This is a genomic window from Bacillus piscicola (genome assembly GCF_022458745.1).
Classification (GTDB): Bacteria; Bacillota; Bacilli; order Bacillales; family Marinococcaceae; genus Alteribacillus_A; species Alteribacillus_A piscicola.
In genome coordinates, this window is record NZ_JAJJJF010000007.1 from 80449 (window position 1) to 96531 (window position 16083).

Here is a 16083-nt window from a genome sequence, read left to right on the forward strand (position 1 = left end):
GGGTGCAGCAAGAGGTGACAAGAGAAGATGAAAGAAAATTTCAAACGGAAACTGTTTCTCATCATGATCGGGTTCGCCCTTGTATTCTCGCTAACCATCGCAACCGTTGACCATTTACGCCTGAAAGAACAAGTCATGCACCATCATCAATTACAAATCGAACAGACCGAAGACATGGTCGTGTATGCGTTACAATCCCTTGAAAAAGCGTATTCCTTGTTTGATCAGGAAACAACCGTACGCATGAAAGAGAACACAACGATACTGATGGACCTTTACGAAAAGAAACCCCTCGATGACTGGGACTTCCGCGAATTACGCGAGCGTCTCGGCATGGATATTTATCTCATCAACGAAGAGAACACGATTACACACAGCAGCTACCGCGAAGATATCGGGATGAACTTTTCAGAGTGCTGCCAGAAATTAGCCCGGGTGTTAGACAAACGACGAGCATCCGGGGCTTTCTTCGATGACGGCCTCGACATCGAGCAAACGACCGGTGCCATCAAGAAATACAGTTACATGGCGACCCCCGACAAAAAATACATCATTGAGCTCGGCTACGCGCTTGAAGACGGGGCTATTTTTGAAGAATTTAATTTTCTACGCGTCATCGATGAGCTCGTCGACAAGTACCCTTCCATCGATGGCATCCACGTTCTGAACATTGGCGGTTATTCGTTAGGCACACCGGTCGACGATGCGAAACTTACGAAAGAACGCCGGGACGCATTCGAACATACTTTGGCAACGCACGAGATTTCGGAGATCGAAAGCAGCTGGCAGGGGGAACCGGCCACTTACCGTTACGTGCCTCACGTATCGGCGCTCGATACGGGCACAACAAGAAACAAAGTTGTCGAGGTTGTTTACAATGACCATGAACTTCAGGCCCTGCTCCTCGCCAACAAAAACAAGTTTGTCTGGGAACTCATCATCATCCTGCTGAGCGCAGTTGCTATTTCCCTTTTGATTTCTAAATGGGTCGCGAAACCGATGTACCTCGCTTTTCACGACAGCTTAACCGGCTTAAAAAACAGGGCTGCGTTTGATGAAGGGGTAACCGACGCTTTGTCCGCTGGCGAACATTTTGCTCTACTAATGATTGACCTTGATAATTTCAAAGCCGTCAATGACCACCTCGGCCATGACAAAGGGGACGAGCTTCTCCAACAAATGGCCGTGCTTCTCCGCGAGTCTATTCGTAAAACGGACACCCCTTTCCGTTTAGGAGGGGATGAGTTTGTGATTACGTTACCCGGGGCCTCGCAGCAGGAAGCAGAGGCAATTGCGATGCGCCTTATCGACCGGACGAAGGAGATGATCGAGACACGTTCGCCCGCCAAAGACATCGCAGTCACCGTCAGCATCGGCATCGCGCTTGCCCCCGAGCACGCACGTACCGCCGATGCGCTCTATAAGAAAGCTGACATCGCGCTATATACCTCTAAAGAAAAAGGGAAAAATCAACACTACGTGTACACCGAAACCATCAGGCACCAACTACTCTAAAACAAAAAAGGAGGAACACCGATCGGCTTGTTGCGACAAGGCAAGCAAGACCGGTGTAAAAAATTTGCCGTCACCGGTCACGAATTTTACGAATCGTGGCCGGTTTTTTTGCATCCTTTTCTGAAAAAAGAACGTGTTTTATTGCTCCCTGTGAGGGCCGTCACTGACAGTTTCTTTTTCCATTTTTACAATGGATAAAAGGAACAAAAGGAGTGAATTGACTTGAATGCGATTTTAGAAAAAATGCTCCATTTCCTCCGTCCTCCCTGACAGACGCCCTTTTACAAGCAGGAATTGACACCGCCTTTATGCCGGCACGTTCCCAGAGTTCGCCGCTTTTTCCCCCTGTTTTTGCAACAAGAATCCTTTCACCACACCATCATGATGCACGAACAGGCAGCGGTTCATGCGGCAGACAGTTTTGGCCGCGTTACGGGCAAGCCGGCAGTTGTCCTTGCAGCTGGCGGGGCGGCTGCCACTAATTGTGTCACCGGGCTTGCTGAAGCTTTTATGGACTCTGTTCCCCTGCTCCTGGTTGTCACGAATTTTCAGCCGGCTTATAACCACGGTACAACCGGGAATGAGATCGATTTTTATTCGATGGCCATGCCGATTACGAAATATCAGTACAGGGTTCACCGTTTTGCAGATCTCCCGGCTGTTCTTTCAGCTGCCGCGTCTCTTACAAAGGAGGGACGCCCGGGACCCGTCCTCCTTGACCTTACTCGGATGGAGACGGGAACAGCGGATGCAGACGCTTTTTTCTCCACCCCTAAAAAGCGTGCCCCTGCCATAGCGGAAAAATGCCTTGCACCCATCGTCACGCAAATAAAACGCGCGAAAAAGCCCGTCATCATCGCAGGCGGCGGCGTTATTATTTCAGGAGCAGCCGACATCGTACGAAAAACCGCGGAGAAAGCAGGCATTCCGGTCGTAAGCACACTGAAAGGACTGGATGCCGTTCCCGCAGACCACCCGCTATTCCTTGGCATGATTGGCATGCACGGCACGTATGCCGCAAACAAAGCCGTTCACTCAGCAGACTTGCTCATCTGCTTAGGGGTCCGCTTTAATGACCGCGTAACCGGTAAAGCGAAAACGTTTGCCCCAAAAGCGGTAAAAATTCATGTCGACATTGATGCAGCAGAGCTTAACAAAAATGTACACGTGGACTTCCCCATTCAAGCGGACATCTCCCGTCTTTTTCTGGAAGTCAACCGCAGACTCGTAAAAGGAGACACCTCGGAATGGGTGGGATTTGTTACGTCCCTGCACAAAAAAGTGCCCATGTGCGAGAAGTCCAACAGCATCTTAAAGCCACAGCATGTCATCCGCATGATTAGTGACATGACGGACCGCGATGCAATTCTGACAACCGACGTGGGCCAGCATCAGATTTGGTCCGCCCATCATTACACTTTTCGCCAGCCACGAACCTTTATCACGTCCGGTGGATTCGGAACGATGGGATTTGGCCTGCCCGCGGCAATCGGAGCGGCCATCGCTGCACCTCACCGCCAAATTGTCTGCGTCAGCGGGGACGGCAGCTTTCAAATGAACGTGCAAGAATGGATGACCGTCGCCCGCTACCAGCTGCCAATCAAAGTCGTCATTTTGAATAACGGCTATTTAGGAATGGTCCGGCAGTGGCAGGAATTGTTCTACAACCGCCGCTACTCTGCCGTCAAAATAGCTTCCCCCCATTTCTGCGCCCTGGCGGAAGCATACGGGACAGTCGGCTTGGAAGCAAAAACAACAGCCGAAGCACGCGAAGTCATACAAACCGGCCTATCCTTACCCGGCCCGGTGTTGATGGAATTTGATGTAAAAGAAGAGGAAAATGTATACCCGATGATCCCCCCAGGATCCGGAGTAGAAGCAACGATCCATTCCTAACCACACACAACAAAACGCCCTAGCTAGCACTATATGCCAGCCAAGGCGTTTTCTATTTTCACCAACAACCCCATCAAACGCTATGACATGGCTATTTTCCTTAAAACTACTTTTCACGATTCATTCCAGCCCTATGACGCCACTATTTTCACAGCAAGACGTTTTCACGGCCTCATTCAAGCTCTATGGTGTCGTTATTTTCACAACAACCGTTTTTCATGGCTTCATACAGCCTCTATGACGTCACTACCTTCACAACAACCGTTTTTCGTGACTCCATTCCATCCCTATGACGTTGCTATCTCCACATCATGCCATTTTCACGACTTCATTCAAGCTCTATGGTGTTGCTATTTTCGCAATAAACCTTTTTCATAGCTTCATACAGCCTCTATGACGTCACTATCTTCACGACAACCGTTTTTCATGACTCCATTCAAGCCCTATGACGCCGCTATTTCCGCAACATCCCTTTTTCATAACTTCACACAGCCTCTATGACGTCACTATCTTCACAACATCCATTTTTCGTGACTCCACTCAATCCCTATGACGTTGCTATCTCCATATCGTGCCATTTTCACGACTTCATTCAATCTCTATGGTGTTGCTATTTTCGCAATAGACCTTTTTCATAGCTTCATACAGCCTCTATGACGTCACTATCTTCACAACAAGCCGTTTTCGTGACTTCATTCAATCCCTATGACGTTGCTATCTCCACATCATGCCATTTTCAAGACTTCATTCAAGCTCTATGGTGTTGCTATTTCCGCAGCAATCCGTTTTCACGACCCCATTCAACCCCTATGACGTCACTATTTTCGCAACAATCCATTTTCACAACTTCATTCCAGCCCAATGACGCCGCTATTTTCGCAGCAACCCGTTTTCATGACTTCATTCACCCCTTATGACGTCGCTATTTCCGCAGCAATCCGTTTTCACGGTGTCATTCATTTCCCCCCTTACTATTTTTCACGGAGGTGCGGCAGTGAGGGCATGCAAAATGGCTCCTCCTTCGTTTGGGGGAGCCGTTTTTTTCGTATTTGTTAATCTCGGTTGCTTTCGTGAATGGGGTTGGCGGTTGGTATTGCTTTTTTCTTAAATAAGGCGGCCGGTTTCCATTCGTATCTGGCTTTGATCCATAGCAGCACTTCGTTCAGGAGGAAGAGCAGCACGATCCAAGCTCCGACTGTTAAAATGATTTCTCTCAATGTGACCAAGAAGCCTACTTCCGCAAAGGTGGTCGCGGCGAGGTCGAATTGCATTGTAAAAGCGTACAGCATGCCGAATGTAAAGTTTCGGGACCATTGGGTGGCGTTATATTGACCAAGCGCCCGCTCGGTGCCGTATTGGTTCACCCGCACTTTTGCCCGCCAGATCTCCACACTTTCGACGATCACAAACCAGGTGAGCACCCACAGCCAGACCGCCATTGTGAAAGAATCACTTACCGCTCCGGTGGTCGCCGCGGCAAGCCCCGTAATCGACATCGCGCCGTGAAGAATACAGTTCGTATTTTGCCAGTCGTCAGCAACGCTCCACTCGGAAAAGACGCGGTACCGTTTCATAATCAGGTAGAAGCCAAGTGCGTAAAATAGTACCCCTGCATAAATGATCAGTTTGAAAAAGAGTCCGGGCAGTTGTCCGCCAAACACATTGAAATACAATATGGCGATGGATTGGGTGCTAACCGTAGACAGCAATAAAATGCCGTGTGCTTGTTTGTAAAGATCGCTTGTATACAATTCCTTGAACCGTTTGATGACAATAGTAAGATAAAACAGCCACAAGGCTCCATTCCATATAGCAAGAACGAGAACGACGGAGCGCACTTCCGGAAACTGCTGCAGCAGGACATTCCCGAGTACGGAGGTACCAGCGACCCACGTTCCGATCGCAAAACTTTTTATTTTCGGCTCTGTAAATTGACGACGGAATTCTCCTTGGCGGGCTGTTTTTACAAAAGTGGCCGCGATCATGACGGCAACGGCCAAGAGAGCCATTGCCAGGAAGTCACCGAGCCAGCCGCTGAACATTGGAAAACGGTGGGCAGCCCCGAGCAGAAAGATCCCGGATGCCATTACAATCGCTCCGTTCGCTGGATTAGGGCTGCCGCTTTTAAACATACACGCTTTGACAACCAGCAAAACACTCAGTATGATGATAAATCCTACAATGAATTCCATATTTCCTTTCCCCTTTAAGTAAACTGCTGTTTTTTCTTTTAGTATACGAGTAAGCGTTGGGGACGGGGTGTGATATCGCGCACACCGTGTGCCTTTTTGTGAGAAGTTTCACAAAATATCCATATTCTTAATTACTCTCTGCTTGTCAGGCGAGCCAAATCACCATCACAATGAGAAAATAAACGGAATTGACTGCCTCGATCAGTGCGGTTTGCTTGGGTCGTAACGGCCTTTTATAAAAAACGAAAGAACGTAGAAAACTGAAGGAATACGCGATACCGAGGGTTATGAAGCCAAACACAAAACTGCTGATAAACACGAAACCGTGATAGGCCCAGGAATACCATTTAAACGTGGCATTTTTCTTCTCTCTAATAAACATTTTTACGAAAAAGACACTGCCGATGAAAAAGAGGACAGATGCCGCCCAAATGTACAGCGCCGTCTCATCCCAGGCGCCGGTCCCTGCATAATAGGCAGCAGGTCCGCCCGCGCACAGCCCGATAATGGCGGCTAAATCATTAAGAAGGGCTCGTTCGTTTTTTCTCTTTGCGTAGGAGAGGTTTACCGCGAGCACTGGCAGCAGGACCACCCCGACTAGGAGCAACTTTGGCTGAAGGAGGACAGGCACAAGCAGAAACAAGAGCGCGAGGCCGGTATAGGAAGCAAACCATTTTATATAGATACTTCTTTTCTTTTTGTTTTTGACAGCGTTGAGTAACGGATAAGAAGAAATGTATAAGAGCAGCCATCCCAGAAAGAGTAAAATATGTATCCAGTCGGGCCGGCCGACAATAACACCTATCAAAAAAGGCAGAAACACCATCACCCACGCACCGTGCTGCTTTGGTAACAGCAGTTTTTTCATAAGGTCCATCCTCCTCGTATGTTCATTATATTTTTTTAAAGACTCGCGTCTGAGGCTCCCACACCACGTCTCAATTCCTCGCGACTATAACTGGATTCTTCGTGCGCTTCTCTGGATTCTTTGCACACATGTTTGGATTCTTCGCGCCCATGTTTGGGTTTTCCACACACTTCTCTGGATTCTCCGCGCACATGTCTGGATTCCCCGCGCTTATATCTGGATTCTCACGCGCATGTCTGGATTACCCGCACTCATATCTGGATTTTCCACACTTCTCCGGATTCTCCGCGCGCATATCTGGATTCGTCGCACAAATGGTCTTTGATTCTCTTTCATTTTAATAGCTGTGGGGGAAAAAGGATGTGAGAAAAGTCACAAACACACCGCGTTCCCAAAAGAAAAAACCTCCCTGGGGTGGGAGGTGTTATACCGGCATTTCTTTATATGCTTTTGGGATGTACGAGCAGGCGGGTTCGCTTTCCAAATAGTCTCCGGTGACGGCATAGGCCCGGGCCCGTGAACCTCCGCAAACACGCCGGAATTCGCAGACACCGCACTTTCCTTTATACAAGTCAGGATTGCGGAGCTCTTGGAAAACGGGGTGATGGCGGTAAATATCCGCGAGCGGTGTTTTTCGAACATTTCCGCACGCAATGGGCAGGAAGCCGCTCGGATACACGTCGCCTGTGTGCGAAATAAAGAGAAAGCCATTCCCGTCTCGAATCCCTTTTGGAGCGCGGCCGACCGCACTTCCTGCATAGAGACTGCCTGCGGGTACCGGCCGCTCACCTGTGTCTTTCTCCTGCTTTTTCCGCTGCAAAGACACCCGGCGATAATGATGGGCTTCGGTCGTTTTCACATCAAACGAAGACCGTTTGCTGACGTCATACAACCAATTCAAGACGTCTTCATGTTCGTCCGGCGAAATCATATCATCCATCTTGCCGCGGCCAGTCGGGATAAGAAAGAAAACACTCCAGAGAACCGCTTTTACTTCCTCCACCAAGACAGCCATCTCTTCTAAGTGATCGACATTGTACCGTGAGACGGTCGTATTGATTTGCACGGGAATGTCTAATTCGTGCAAATAACGGATCGCGTTCATCGTTAAGTCGAAGGATCCGCTCGTTCCGCGGAAATGATCATGAATGGCGGCGTTCGGCCCGTCTAAACTGAAAGCCCAGCGTGACAACCCGACTTCTTTTGCCTTCTCGATCGCCTCTTTCGTCACAAGCGGTGTTGCACTTGGCGTCATCGAGACCCGGACTCCTTTTTGAACCGCATATTCGGCGAGATCAAACAAGTCACGCCTCATCAGCGGATCGCCGCCTGTAAACACGAAGACCGGATTATCCATGTCATAAATTTGATCAATCAGGTTTTTTCCCTCTGCAAACGTCAGCTCGCGCGGATCACGCCGGTACTGGGCCTCCGCCCGGCAGTGCAGACATTTCAATTCACAGGCCCGCGTCACTTCCCAGATAACGATAAACGGATTTTCATTAAAGTCCTGCATCGGCCTCTCCCCCCTTTCTGTTCCCTACAGACTTGTTCTATTTTTACCGCTTTGCGATTGCGACCCGCCACGTCTCCGGACCTTCTTCAAGGTATTTCCAATCAAAGGCCCCTTCCCGTTCGATAGCAAATTGATAATACAGCGGACGAGGATCGTGATCGTTTGTCAGCTCCATCGTCTGCCCGGAAGCCAGTCCATCAAACGTTTTGAAAATAACAGGATGCTTTTCCTTTGGCGGATACTTCGTTGCGTCTACCCTTGCATCATATTCCATTATTATTTATCCTCCTTTTAGATCACTTCATTGTTACAAAACAAGTATAAAACGCTTTTTTCGCTCTTGCTGTGATATTTCTCATACCATACAAGTGATTTCTATCACACAATAGAACCATAAAGCACTTTTCATAGAAAGGAGAAGTAACATGTCAATAGATGCCATTGCCCGGCACTTGCAGAAAGTGCCACTTTTTCGAGAGTTAACGAAGGAGGAATTGGGACCGATTGTCGGGATCGCGCAACTGCGAACGTTCACCCCGCATTCGTTTGTGTTTATGCAGGATGACCCGCTGGACCGTGTGTTTTTTATTCAGAAAGGAAAGGTGAAAATTTATAAAACAGACATACAAGGAAAAGAACAGATTGTTTCCATATTAAAGGAAGATGACATGTTTCCGCACGTCGGCTTCTTTCGAACGGGTAGCTATCCTGCGCACGCCGAGGTACTCGAAGAAACATCTCTTATCGTCATACCTATTAACGAATTTGAAAATATCCTGCTTCGCAATCCGGAAGTAAGCATTAAAATGTTTCGCGTCCTCGGTGAGAAAATCATCGATCTCCAGAACCGTTTAGAAGAACAAGTTTTGCATAACACCTATGAACAAATCTTAATGCTCCTGCTCCGCCTTTGCAGCTTGTACGGAAAATCGTACGATGACGAACGTACCGAGCTGGACACCCAGTTTACGAACCGCGACCTCGCGAATATGATCGGCACGTCACGGGAGACGGTGAGCCGGACGCTGACAAAGCTCCGAAAAAAAGACTTGGTTCGTTTCAGCAGTGCAGGCTTCTTGATTATTGCGAATGAGGCGATCCAAGACGAACTGTTCGATCTGTGACATTCATCACTACTTCCTCCCCTTTTCTTTTCTACAATAAAGACAGAGAAAAGAAAGGAGAGGGATAGAATGGCTGATCAAAAAACGGAGCCGGTTGTGCTTGATGTGCGGGAAATGCTTCGCAACAAACAGGAACCTTTGCACCTCATCAAGGACACCGTGCAAGCATTGAAACCGGATGAATCGTTAATCATTCATGCGACATTTAAGCCGCTTCCCCTTTTAACGTATATGAAACGAAAAGGGTATCAAAATGAGGTGGAGCATGTGGCAAAAGGACACTGGGCCGTTACGTTTTACCCAGAAAAGGGGGCGCAACCATGAAACTCGATAACCGCGGTCTCGAACCGCCTCAACCGATGATGCGGACGCTTGAAGCGCTCGAGGAATTAGAAGATACGAGCACCTTACTTATCATCAATGACCGGCAACCGATGTTTTTGTACCCTGAGCTCGAAGAAAGAGGATATACGCACGAGTCAGAACCGCTTGAAGACGGAAGCTGGCAGATAACCATTCGAAAGGAGACCGGGTGATGTTCCCGCAGGCGCTTTCGAAATCAGAAACCGACATCCGGCTGCCGATTCTCTTTATCCTCTTTGCCTTACTGTCTTTCGTCGCTTCACAGGGGCTTTTGTTCATGGACGCCGAAAACGTAGTGAATGGCTTTTACAGGACGCCGCTGATTTGGAGTGCTGCTCACCTGCTCCTCCTCGGATGGGGCACGATGGTGGCGATGGGTGCGATGTACCAGCTGGTCCCGGTTGCCTTTCTCGTCCCGATTTGGAGCATGCGTCTCGGCTATATGCAATTTTTTATTACCGCAGTCGGGATCGTGCTTCTGTGCGGCAGTTTTCTTTTCTATATGGACGGACTCGCTGTGAGCGGCGGCATCACGGTGATCGGCATTCTGTTGTTTCTCTTTCAAATGGCCATGAGTCTTCGCAAACAGCAGCAAAAAAATGTCATGACCCTGTTCGTTGTGGCGTCGCTTCTTTGCCTGTTTTTAACAATTGGGCTCGGCCTCCTGCTTGCGCTTAATCTCGGGCTCGGGTTGTCCGTTATCGACCATACCGTCCTCCTTAAGACGCACATTCTCCTAGGAATTGGCGGCTGGTTCACATTGTTGATCATCGGTTTTTCATACAAGTTAGTGCCGATGTTTGCCTTAGCTCATGGTTTTTCAATGAAACTTAGTAACTGGGTGTTCGGCTTGTACGCAGCCGGTCTCGTCGCTTCTGCCGGCTCCTTTTTCTTCGGGCAGCCCCTCCTGTTCATCGCTGGCCTTTTCTTACTTTTTGCAGCTTTTTCCTTATTCGCTCTCCATATGAGACAGATTGTCCGGAAGCGTCTCAAGAAACGGCTGGATAAAGGCTTTATGTTCTCCCTCGGATCGATTGCCGGCGGGTGGTTCCTCCATCTACTGGCTGTTTTAGCCGCAACATTGCCAGAAGCAGGCCGCGCCTTCGGATGGATTCTTTATTTTTATATTATCATTTGGATTACCTTTACAATCGCCGGCTATTTATACAAAGTCGTCCCGTTTCTATGGTGGACGTACAAATACAGCACAGTAGCCGGTAAAAAAGGAACCCCGCTTTTAAAAGATTTAATCAACGACCGTACGGCGGTTGTCACGTTCTCCTTGTTCATCATCGCCGCCCTCGGAATCGCTGCCGCTCTTGCCGTCCAAGCCAATGTCCTGTTCCTATTCAGCCAAGCCCTATTCTTTGCAGCCACCGCCCTATTTCTCATGATGATCGTCACCATCGCCACTCGGTAAAAAAAGAAGGAGTGAAGGAAAATGGAATTAAAAGATCAAATTGTGGAAGCGTTGAAAGAAGTGTATGATCCGGAGCTCGGTATCAATGTCGTAGATCTCGGCCTCATTTATGACGTAGACGTCGATGCGGAACAGAACGTCCATGTCACCATGACGTTAACCACACCCGGCTGCCCCCTTCATGACAGTATCGTCTTCGGTATGAAAGACCGCGTGCAAGAGGTACCCGCTGTCGCAGCGGTTGACGTCGACGTCGTCTGGGAACCTGCCTGGACACCCGAGAAAATGAGCAAAGACGCCATGGAACAGCTTGGTTTTTAACAGCCCTTCCACCAGAAAACAGCAACGTCATAGGGGGATGCGGTCGTGAAAATGACTCATCCCCCAAATTGCGGCATCCTAGCAGGCGGATGACGGTGCGAAATGATAGGATCTTAAAAATAGCGACGTCATTGAGGGGGAATGAAGGCGTGAAAAATGCGATCCTCGAAGATAACGACGTCATAGACGGTCAATGAAGTCATGAAAACGAGCGATTAACGAAATAGTGACGTCATAGCAAGCGTATGATGTCGTGAAAATGGCTCATCCCCCAAATAACAGCGTCATAGCTGGCGGATGACGTCGCCAAAACTGCGAACCGCAATAATAACGACTGCATTCAGGCGGGATGATGTCGTCAAAACTGTATCCCTTGAAAATAACGACGGCATAGTGACCCTATGATGTCGTGAAAATGCCTCATCCCCTAAATAACAGCGGCATAGCTGCCGGATGACGTTGTCAAATCACAAAATCGCAATAATAACGACTGCACTCAGGCCGGATGATGTCGTCAAAACTGTATCCCTTGAAAATAACGACGGCATAGTGACCCTATGATGTCGTGAAAATGCCTCCTCTCCCAAATAGCAACGTCATAGCTGGCGGTTGACGTCGCCAAATCACAAAATCGTTATTATAACGACGCCATTGAAGCGGTATGACGCCTTCAAAACTACATCACGCGAAAATAACGACTCCATTGACTGGCTATGACGTTGTGAAAAGGATCGAGCCACAAAACAGCGACGCCATACCCAGCAATGACGTCGCCAAAACTGCGTCCTGCGAAAATAACGGCACCATAGACGGGCTATGAGGTCGTCAAAAGTGTGGCCCACGAAGATAACGACGTCATAGTCGGTCTATGAAGTCATGAAAATGCCTCATCCCCCAAATAGCAACATCATAGCAGGCGGATGACGGTGTGAAATCACAGAATCGTCATAATAACGACGTCATAGACGCACAAAATAATACGTGAAAAAATCCGGTGATCCCAGGGAGAGGAGGCAGCGGATTTTTTATTGTTCTTTCTGGCATTTCATTAGTGCCGGCGACTCCCTCAAGCGTCGGCTAAAAGCGCCCGCCTGCAGTGAAAATCAACCGTTTTATACTATATCCGAATTGTTCGGCTTTAAATAAACATATCTAAGTTATGAAATTAATTCACTTCTTTTCGTTTTAGTGATGATAGTCACTACGTCGCCCGCTCCTTTTTTATACACTGAGGTTGTAAGCAGCTTACACAGAAAGGAGCGATGAGGATGGCTGAGAAACACCTGTCCCATCATTCGCAGTCACCGGAAAAAAACAACAACGAAGACGTGAACTCCATGAAAGGAACGATGGTGTCGGTAGGATTTGTAGCTGCCGTTATCGTGGTCATGTGGGTAGCTGTGTTTTGGTTGTATATGGCGAGAGTATAAGGAGGAGCGATTATGCATCGGCTGGAAGAAACATGGCTCACTGTTAGTGCTGGTATTTTAATCATATTTATGTTTATCGTCGGGTACCAAACCTTCGCAATGGGAATGGGGCCGCCGAGCAATAAAGAAACGATCGATCCGCAGAAAGTAGAGGAAACAGCTCCATTCGATCATCCGGGGGTGTTCAAAGTTGGTGAAAATAAATACGAGGTCGTCATGACAATGGAGGCTTTCAGTTTTAACCCAGATGACATCACCGTACCGAAGGGGGCAGAGGTTGAGTTTGTACTGACAACGAAAGACGTCGTGCATGGCTTCCAGGTTGCCGGTACCAACATCAATGCGATGGTGACACCCGGACACATTCAACGGATTTCACAAACCTTCGATGAGCCTGGAGAATATTTAATTCTCTGCAATGAATATTGCGGCGTGGCTCACCAATTAATGAGCACAACGATTACAGTCAACTAAGAAGGAGGGAAAAGGGATGGCACATGCATTAAAAGAAGTTTTCTATGAAAAACCGAAACAAGCCTTGGGCGCTCACCCCGAAGACGCCAGAGTGTCGCTCAGCTATTTATCTATCGCGTTTATTGCGCTCTTCATCGGCGGCGTTCTCGGACTCTTGCAAGGGTTGGAGCGGGCAGGCCTCATGCAGCTGCCGCCGTGGCTCAATTATTACCAAGTTTTAACCGCCCATGGTATTTTGCTCGTCATCGTTTTTACGACTACGTTTACAATCGGCTACCAGTTTGCGAATCTATCTCATTCACTAGGGGGACTTTTACCGAAAGTCCGTAAACTAGCTTGGACCGGGCTCGTTCTCATGGTCATCGGTGTCGCGCTCGTCACCACGACAATTGTCATGGGAGACGCCTCTGTCCTTTATACCTTTTATCCACCGCTTGCTGCGTCACCGTTCTTTTACATTGGCTTAGTCTTTCTCGTCCTTGGGATCTGGGCGTGCTGCTTCGGTGTCTTTATCAACTACCGGCATTGGCGCAAAAATCATCCCGGAGAGCCTGCTCCGCTGCTTGCTTTCTTCGCAATGGGAGTATTCACCCTCTGGTTCTTTGCAAGTCTCGGGGTGACCGTCGAAGTGTTAACGTTGATTCCGTGGACGCTTGGTTGGAAAGAGACCGTTAATGTGCTCGTTGCCCGTACGTTGTTCTGGTCATTCGGGCATACGCTCGTGAACATTTGGTACTTGGTTGCGACGTCAGCCTGGTACGCGATCGTTCCAAAAATTATCGGCGGAAAGCACTTTAATGAAAAATTAATTCGGCTTGTTGTTATTTTACTCGTCGTCTTGAATATTCCTGGAGGGTTCCATCACCAGATTATTGATCCTGGAATCTCGCTATCTATCAAATTTTTACATGTATTTATGAGCCTGTCTATTGCTGTCCCTTCGTTGATGACTGCCTTTGCGATGTTCCATGTGTTTGAGCGTACCGGCAGGCAAAAAGGCGGCCGCGGCCTACTCGGCTGGCTGAAAAAACTTCCGTGGGGCGATGTCCGCTTCCTTGCACCGATGATTGCGATGATTTCTTTTATTCCTGGCGGTGCCGGCGGTATTATTAACGGCAGCAACCAGTTAAACCAGGTGATTCACAATACAATGTGGGTGGTTGGACACTTTCACATCACAGTAGGCGTGTCGGTCGTGCTCACCTTCTTCGGTATTTGTTATTGGCTCGTTCCGTATCTTTCTAAACGGACCTTAACGAAAAAAATGAACAAGGTAGGGGTCATCCAAACGATTATTTGGACCGTCGGTATGGCGATTATGGCGGGTTCCATGCATATCGCAGGCCTGCTCGGTGATCCGCGCCGAACGTCGTACACGACCTACAAAGATCATCCAGACGCTTTAAGCTGGATCCCTTATGAATATATCTTTGCCGCCGGCGCAACTTTACTTCTCGTCGGTGTGATTATCCAAGTGTATGCGGTCTTCCATATGATGTTCCTGTCTCCAAAAGGAGTAACCGAGTTCCCTGCAGCAGAACCAGTTGCTGATGCTGCTCCTGCTCCATTATGGACAGAGCGTTGGGGCCTTTGGGTCGTCCTTTTGCTGATGGTTGTCGCGATGGCCTATGTCGTGCCAATTGTAGACATGATCGTACACGCACCACCGGGATCACCACCGATCCGCACATGGTAATGTAAAAATGGAGGCAATCCTTTCTCCAGAAAGCGAAGGACTGCCTCTTTAGACGTAAGGAAGTGTTCAGAAATGAGCATCCACCAGCGCACCCTGCTGTCATTGGTTGTTATCATCTTGTTTGGAGGGGTTCTTTTCTATCTGAGCACAGACGGATTCCGGGCATTCACCTCGGAAAGCGCACGAACGCTTGACCTCATGGAAAACAACCCGCCACTTCCTCCTGTTACGTTACAAGACAGCGAATTCCGTACGTTTGATCTTGACGAGTTCAGCGAGGACAAATACGTATTTATGACATTTATGTACACGAACTGTGCTACCGTTTGTCCGCAAATGGAGATGAACATGGCAGAAGTATATGAGCTCATTCCGCCTGAATCGATCGGAAAAGACATTGTGTTTCTTAGTATCAGCTTTGACCCGACTCGTGATGACCCGGAGACGTTAGCCAAATACCGTACGTATTACGGCAGTGACGGGGAGACGTGGCGGATGGCGCGAGCGCAGGATCAAGAGGAGCTCGACTCCTTGTTACACACACTCGGCGTCATCGTGATCCCTGATGAATACGGGAATTTCCAACATAACGCCGCTTTTTATTTAGTCGGAAAAACAGGTCGCCTGCTCGACGTATTGGATTTCACGGAAATTGAGGAAGCCGCTGCCGCTGTGAACGCTGTGCTAGCCAAAGGGGGAGAATAGAATGAAACAAGCTGTATATGGATTGCTGCTGTATCTCTTTTTGCTCCTGCCTCCCGTTGCCGATTTACTGGAATCGATTATGATCGTCCATATGCACATGCAAATGCCGCTTCTTGTGGCAGCCGGTTTTCTGATGGGGCGTTTTTTGCAAAACAAATTCCCGCTTTTCTTCGAGAAATGGAATCATAATGGCGTGCCGGGCATCGTGCTTTTTGTCATCATCTGGAGCTACTGGATGATTCCACGGGCGATGGACGAGGCCTTAACGTTCCAAACCGTTGAATGGTTCAAATTTTTCAGCCTGCCCTTTCTAGCCGGTGTTTCGCTTCGTGACAGCTGGAAGAAACTTACCAATGCCGGGAAAAACAGTGTCTTGATCTACGCCGCTGCAATGCTTCTTTTCATGGCGTTCTTGTACATCGGAGCAGACGAACAAATTTGCAACAATTATCTTGAAATCGAGCAACAAACACTCGGCTGGGGATCTCTTGCCATCGGAGTCTGTATCGTCATCTACTTGCTGCAATTATTATTTATCGATCAATCGGAATTCAGATAACGGT

At 48.4% G+C, this 16083-nt stretch carries 16 protein-coding genes; 12 read left to right on the forward strand and 4 right to left on the reverse strand.

What is annotated here, in order from left to right; genetic code table 11:
- Positions 1–27 precede the first annotated feature (27 nt).
- Together LOR49_RS11940 and ilvB are read left to right on the forward strand one after the other, a co-directional pair.
- Positions 28–1515 (forward strand): GGDEF domain-containing protein, encoded by a 1488-nt coding sequence (locus LOR49_RS11940; RefSeq protein WP_240376963.1) that lies wholly within the window; start codon positions 28–30, stop codon positions 1513–1515.
- Between the two features lie 294 nt (positions 1516–1809).
- Positions 1810–3411: a biosynthetic-type acetolactate synthase large subunit gene (gene ilvB, locus LOR49_RS11945; RefSeq protein WP_240376964.1), complete on the forward strand. Its 1602-nt coding sequence runs from the start codon at positions 1810–1812 to the stop codon at positions 3409–3411.
- 1052 nt (positions 3412–4463) lie between these two features.
- On the opposite strand, the gene LOR49_RS11950 is transcribed toward ilvB, so the two are convergent.
- From LOR49_RS11950 to LOR49_RS11965, 4 genes are all read right to left on the reverse strand, one after another.
- A complete protein-coding gene (locus tag LOR49_RS11950; protein ID WP_240376965.1) occupies positions 4464–5603 on the reverse strand; it encodes an SLAC1 family transporter in 1140 nt (379 codons plus the stop codon).
- 145 nt (positions 5604–5748) lie between these two features.
- Positions 5749–6471 carry a YwiC-like family protein gene (locus LOR49_RS11955; protein ID WP_240376966.1) on the reverse strand — a complete coding sequence of 241 codons (723 nt, stop codon included), beginning with the start codon at positions 6469–6471 and terminating at the stop codon, positions 5749–5751.
- A gap of 424 nt (positions 6472–6895) precedes the next feature.
- On the reverse strand, positions 6896–7987 hold the full coding sequence (locus LOR49_RS11960) for a TIGR04053 family radical SAM/SPASM domain-containing protein (RefSeq protein WP_240376967.1): 1092 nt from the start codon (positions 7985–7987) through the stop codon (positions 6896–6898).
- A 43-nt stretch (positions 7988–8030) separates the two neighbouring features.
- Positions 8031–8264, reverse strand: a complete 234-nt coding sequence (locus LOR49_RS11965; RefSeq protein ID WP_240377033.1) for a DUF2249 domain-containing protein — start codon at positions 8262–8264, stop codon at positions 8031–8033.
- 148 nt (positions 8265–8412) lie between these two features.
- On the opposite strand from LOR49_RS11965, the gene LOR49_RS11970 reads away from it, so the two are divergent.
- From LOR49_RS11970 to LOR49_RS12015, 10 genes are all read left to right on the forward strand, one after another.
- Entirely contained in the window at positions 8413–9111 is a 699-nt protein-coding gene (locus LOR49_RS11970) for a Crp/Fnr family transcriptional regulator (RefSeq protein WP_240376968.1), read from the forward strand.
- 69 nt (positions 9112–9180) lie between these two features.
- A complete protein-coding gene (locus LOR49_RS11975) occupies positions 9181–9435 on the forward strand; it encodes a DUF2249 domain-containing protein (protein WP_240376969.1) in 255 nt (84 codons plus the stop codon).
- Positions 9432–9647, forward strand: a complete 216-nt coding sequence (locus LOR49_RS11980) for a DUF2249 domain-containing protein (protein ID WP_240376970.1) — start codon at positions 9432–9434, stop codon at positions 9645–9647. Before LOR49_RS11975 ends, LOR49_RS11980 begins: the two co-directional genes overlap by 4 nt.
- Positions 9647–10894 (forward strand): hypothetical protein, encoded by a 1248-nt coding sequence (locus tag LOR49_RS11985; protein WP_240376971.1) that lies wholly within the window; start codon positions 9647–9649, stop codon positions 10892–10894. Before LOR49_RS11980 ends, LOR49_RS11985 begins: the two co-directional genes overlap by 1 nt.
- A 21-nt stretch (positions 10895–10915) precedes the next feature.
- Positions 10916–11215 carry a metal-sulfur cluster assembly factor gene (locus LOR49_RS11990; RefSeq protein ID WP_240376972.1) on the forward strand — a complete coding sequence of 100 codons (300 nt, stop codon included), beginning with the start codon at positions 10916–10918 and terminating at the stop codon, positions 11213–11215.
- A 1268-nt stretch (positions 11216–12483) separates the two neighbouring features.
- Positions 12484–12645, forward strand: coding sequence for a cytochrome c oxidase subunit 2A (locus tag LOR49_RS11995; protein WP_240376973.1), 162 nt, complete (start codon positions 12484–12486; stop codon positions 12643–12645).
- 12 nt (positions 12646–12657) lie between these two features.
- Positions 12658–13119: a cytochrome c oxidase subunit II gene (locus tag LOR49_RS12000; protein WP_240376974.1), complete on the forward strand. Its 462-nt coding sequence runs from the start codon at positions 12658–12660 to the stop codon at positions 13117–13119.
- A gap of 16 nt (positions 13120–13135) precedes the next feature.
- The gene (locus LOR49_RS12005; RefSeq protein WP_240376975.1) at positions 13136–14815 is read left to right on the forward strand and encodes a cbb3-type cytochrome c oxidase subunit I; all 1680 of its coding nucleotides are present in this window, start codon (positions 13136–13138) and stop codon (positions 14813–14815) included.
- Positions 14816–14887: 72 nt separating this feature from the next.
- Complete coding sequence (locus LOR49_RS12010; RefSeq protein ID WP_240376976.1) at positions 14888–15520, forward strand: SCO family protein; 633 nt, start codon at positions 14888–14890, stop codon at positions 15518–15520.
- A gap of 1 nt (position 15521) precedes the next feature.
- Positions 15522–16079: a hypothetical protein gene (locus LOR49_RS12015; protein WP_240376977.1), complete on the forward strand. Its 558-nt coding sequence runs from the start codon at positions 15522–15524 to the stop codon at positions 16077–16079.
- The last annotated feature ends 4 nt before the right edge of the window (positions 16080–16083 follow it).

What these genes read in the sequence shown, in the direction of transcription:
- LOR49_RS12015 (WP_240376977.1), top strand. Translation starts at nt 15,522, where the DNA reads ATGAAACAAGCTGTATATGGATTGCTGCTGTATCTCTTTTTGCTCCTG.
- LOR49_RS12005 (WP_240376975.1), top strand. Translation starts at nt 13,136, where the DNA reads ATGGCACATGCATTAAAAGAAGTTTTCTATGAAAAACCGAAACAAGCC.
- LOR49_RS11975 (WP_240376969.1), top strand. Translation starts at nt 9,181, where the DNA reads ATGGCTGATCAAAAAACGGAGCCGGTTGTGCTTGATGTGCGGGAAATG.
- LOR49_RS11960 (WP_240376967.1), bottom strand. Translation starts at nt 7,987, where the DNA reads ATGCAGGACTTTAATGAAAATCCGTTTATCGTTATCTGGGAAGTGACG.
- LOR49_RS12000 (WP_240376974.1), top strand. Translation starts at nt 12,658, where the DNA reads ATGCATCGGCTGGAAGAAACATGGCTCACTGTTAGTGCTGGTATTTTA.
- LOR49_RS11955 (WP_240376966.1), bottom strand. Translation starts at nt 6,471, where the DNA reads ATGAAAAAACTGCTGTTACCAAAGCAGCACGGTGCGTGGGTGATGGTG.
- LOR49_RS11995 (WP_240376973.1), top strand. Translation starts at nt 12,484, where the DNA reads ATGGCTGAGAAACACCTGTCCCATCATTCGCAGTCACCGGAAAAAAAC.
- LOR49_RS11970 (WP_240376968.1), top strand. Translation starts at nt 8,413, where the DNA reads ATGTCAATAGATGCCATTGCCCGGCACTTGCAGAAAGTGCCACTTTTT.
- LOR49_RS11985 (WP_240376971.1), top strand. Translation starts at nt 9,647, where the DNA reads ATGTTCCCGCAGGCGCTTTCGAAATCAGAAACCGACATCCGGCTGCCG.
- LOR49_RS11980 (WP_240376970.1), top strand. Translation starts at nt 9,432, where the DNA reads ATGAAACTCGATAACCGCGGTCTCGAACCGCCTCAACCGATGATGCGG.
- LOR49_RS11990 (WP_240376972.1), top strand. Translation starts at nt 10,916, where the DNA reads ATGGAATTAAAAGATCAAATTGTGGAAGCGTTGAAAGAAGTGTATGAT.
- LOR49_RS11940 (WP_240376963.1), top strand. Translation starts at nt 28, where the DNA reads ATGAAAGAAAATTTCAAACGGAAACTGTTTCTCATCATGATCGGGTTC.
- LOR49_RS11950 (WP_240376965.1), bottom strand. Translation starts at nt 5,603, where the DNA reads ATGGAATTCATTGTAGGATTTATCATCATACTGAGTGTTTTGCTGGTT.
- LOR49_RS12010 (WP_240376976.1), top strand. Translation starts at nt 14,888, where the DNA reads ATGAGCATCCACCAGCGCACCCTGCTGTCATTGGTTGTTATCATCTTG.